Origin of the sequence: Gemmatimonas sp. (assembly GCF_044345575.1) — a bacterium.
In the GTDB taxonomy this organism is placed as follows: Bacteria; Gemmatimonadota; Gemmatimonadetes; order Gemmatimonadales; family Gemmatimonadaceae; genus Gemmatimonas.
The window spans coordinates 1-2896 of the sequence record NZ_JBIJAW010000394.1; the positions used below are offsets into that span (position 1 = coordinate 1).

The following is a 2896-nucleotide window of genomic DNA, read 5'->3' on the forward strand; positions in this document are numbered from 1 at the left end:
CGTGATGCCGTCATCGACGTGCGTGCGCGGGTCGTGCGCGGTGAGATGCTGGCCACCGCGCTCGCGGCGTTTCCCGCCCAATTCTCGCCGCTGTATCGTGGCATCGTGCGCGCCGGCGAACGGAGCGGCGATCTCGATGGCGCTTTCGCGCGGCTGGCGTCGCAGCTCGATCGCGAGGAGCAGTTGCGGGGCCGCGTCCTCACGGCCACGCTCTACCCGGTTCTGCTCGCCGTGGCCGGCGCCTGCGCCGTCGCGGTCCTGCTCCTGGTCGTGCTGCCTCAATTCACCTCGCTGCTGACCGAGGCGGGCGCTACGCTGCCGCGCAGTACGCAGCTGCTGGTGACGGCTTCGCAGCTGCTCGTACGCGCGTGGCCGCTGTTGACCGGCGTCTCGGTGGCACTGGTGGCAGTGCTGCTGTGGATGCAGCGGTCCCCCGATGGCCGTCGGGTTCGGGCGCGCCTGTTGTTGTCGCTCCCGGTCGTTCGCACGCTCCGCCGACAGATCGTGGGCGCCCGCATGGCGCGACTGCTCGCCGCGTTGCTTGGTGGAGGCGCTCCACTGTACACAGCACTCGGGGATGTTGTGGAATCCCTCGACGATCCCATTGCCCGCGACGAGACCATCCTCGTGCGACAGCGTGTTCGTGAGGGCGCCACACTCGGGAGGGCCATCGCGGCGAGCCCACTCTTTCCGGCGGTGCTGGCGCAACTTGTCGGCGTGGGCGAAGAGGCATCGCAGTTACGCACGTTTCTCTTCAAGGCCGCCGACATTCTTGACGAACGCGCCGAGCGAACGGCGCAGCGTCTGGCCACTCTGGCCGAGCCAGCGCTCATCGTGATCTTCGGTGCCATCGTGGCGCTCATCGCCTTCGCGCTGTTGCAGGCGATCTATGGCATCAACGCCGGCTCGTTCGTGCGATGACGCCGCGACGCGGGTTCACGCTGCTAGAGACGGCCATCGTGCTGGCGATCACCGCCATCGGTGCGCTGCTGGTGCTGCCGATGTGGCCCGCGGCCTTCACCGTTGACACCCGCGACGACGGCTCGCCCGGTTTCGCGCTGGCCGCGGCCCTCAGCGAGGCGCGCCAGCAGGCTGTCGGGATGCAGCAGATGGTGCGGGTGCACCTCGACGTGGAGCACCAGCGCATGCGGGTCGACACCGCCGGGACGGGCGGCCGTGGTGTCTGGCGCGATACGGTGCTGCCGCTGGCGCCTGATGAGACGCTGGTCACGGCGGACACGGTGGCGCTGTACGTGTTTCGCCCCACCGGCGCCGCCCAGGGGCGGCCGATGGCGCTACGCCACGCATCGGGATGGCTTGATCTGCGCGTCGACCCCTGGAACGGTGAGGTGATGCGTGTGGCGCGCTAGCGCATCGCGCTCGTTGCCGCGGCCGCCGCGCGCGCGCCGCGGGGTCTCGTTGCTGGAAGCGGTGGCGGCGCTGGCGATCGTCGGCGCGACAAGCGCCAGCATTCTCGCGACGACGGGCGCGGGCGTACGTGCGGCCGAGCGTGCCCAACGGGCGCATGAGGCGTCGGCGCTGGCCGACGAAACGATGGCGCGCATTGCGCTACTCAGCGATGAAGCGCTGCGCGTGCTCCCCGACTCGCTCAGCGGCGGCACGTTTGCCGCCCCATTCGATGAGTACGGCTGGCAGGCGAGCGTTCAGGGCGACGGGCAGTATGCCGGTCTGTTCACCGTGCACGTGTCGGTGCAATGGGAAGGCGGCGTGCACTCCACGACCTCGGCGCTCTACCGCCGTCCCGCCGTGCGCACCAACGGGTCGTCGGTCGACCGGCCGTGATGCGACACCAGCGGCGCATTGAACCGCGACGGCGTGCGGGCACCACGGTGCTCGAGCTGGTCGTGGCCCTCGTGGTAACGGGCGCCGTGGCCGCAGCTGGCGCGGCGGCGTTTCGCACGTCGATCGATCGTCGGACCCAGCTGGTGACCCGCGCGTCCGATACCGAACGCGCGGCCGCGATGCGCGCACTGCTGGGCGAGTGGCTGTCCTCCGGCACCGTGACCTGGCCTCCTCGTGCGAACGGGCTGGCCTTCACGACAACCGCCGTGAACCCGGCGGGCGCCCCCGGCCTCCCGCTTCGGCTCTTCATCGACGACGACGCCGGGACTCCAGAACAGGGGCTGACACTCGAGTTCCGCGTGTCGCCGGAGCGCCCCGTCGAGCGGCGGGAAATCGACGCGGACATCATGGCGATGAGCGTCGAGTACCTGGATGCCGACACGCGAACATGGCGTACGGCCGACGGGGCGGCGGCGGCGCGGCCGCTGGCCGTGCGGCTGACCTTCTCCGCCACCGAGGCCGGTGACGATCGGCTGCGGCGCCTCCCGCTGACCATCGTGCTTCCCCACGCGAGTGAACCGCGTCCGGCGGCGGCTGCGGGAGATACGCTGTGATCGCGACACGACAGGCGCGCGCGCGCCGGGGCGTGGCACTGCTCGCGGCGCTCTGGCTGGTAGTGATGATCACCACCGCCGGACTGCAGTTTGCGACGGTGGCCCGCGAGCGGCGGCAGCTGGGCCTCACGTCTTCCGATCGCAGCCGGGACCGCGCCGCCCTGGAGGGGGTGCTGGCGCAGGTGCAGGCCCGTCTCGAGTGGGAGGAGCGGGAGCGCCTGCGCACCGACGCACGCCGCGTGACCACGCGGCGCATGCGCACCCTGCCCGATCCGTGGTCCGATCTCCCCGTCCGCCTGTCGAATCCGTGGCCGCTGGGTGATCGCGCCGTATCGGTGCGAAGCATCGATCTGGGCACCGTGGTGAACGTAAACCTCGCCAGCGAGACGGAGCTGGCCGCGCTGATCGCGTCGGTCATCGGCGAAACCGAGGAGGCGACGCTGCTCGCTCGGACGGTTCTCGACTGGCGTGACGCGGAT

5 protein-coding genes are annotated in these 2896 nt (G+C 70.8%); all 5 read left to right on the plus strand.

From position 1 onward, the window contains the following. Positions 1 to 921 (plus strand): type II secretion system F family protein (locus tag ACIQ6O_RS15665; protein ID WP_396208711.1); only part of this gene is annotated, 921 nt, incomplete at its 5' end. After that, a complete protein-coding gene (locus tag ACIQ6O_RS15670; RefSeq protein ID WP_396208712.1) occupies positions 918 to 1370 on the plus strand; it encodes a Tfp pilus assembly protein FimT/FimU in 453 nt (150 codons plus the stop codon). The genes ACIQ6O_RS15665 and ACIQ6O_RS15670, both read left to right, overlap by 4 nt. Next, positions 1357 to 1803 (plus strand): type II secretion system protein, encoded by a 447-nt coding sequence (locus ACIQ6O_RS15675; protein ID WP_396208713.1) that lies wholly within the window; start codon positions 1357 to 1359, stop codon positions 1801 to 1803. Before ACIQ6O_RS15670 ends, ACIQ6O_RS15675 begins: the two co-directional genes overlap by 14 nt. Continuing rightward, a complete protein-coding gene (locus tag ACIQ6O_RS15680) occupies positions 1800 to 2417 on the plus strand; it encodes a hypothetical protein (protein WP_396208714.1) in 618 nt (205 codons plus the stop codon). The genes ACIQ6O_RS15675 and ACIQ6O_RS15680 overlap by 4 nt, the downstream gene beginning before the upstream one ends. Continuing rightward, a partial coding sequence (locus ACIQ6O_RS15685; RefSeq protein ID WP_396208715.1) for a hypothetical protein occupies positions 2414 to 2896 on the plus strand: 483 nt, incomplete at its 3' end. The genes ACIQ6O_RS15680 and ACIQ6O_RS15685, both read left to right, overlap by 4 nt.

Bases quoted from the DNA above. Each gene is read 5' to 3' on its own strand.
- ACIQ6O_RS15670 (WP_396208712.1), top strand. From the start codon at position 918: ATGACGCCGCGACGCGGGTTCACGCTGCTAGAGACGGCCATCGTGCTG.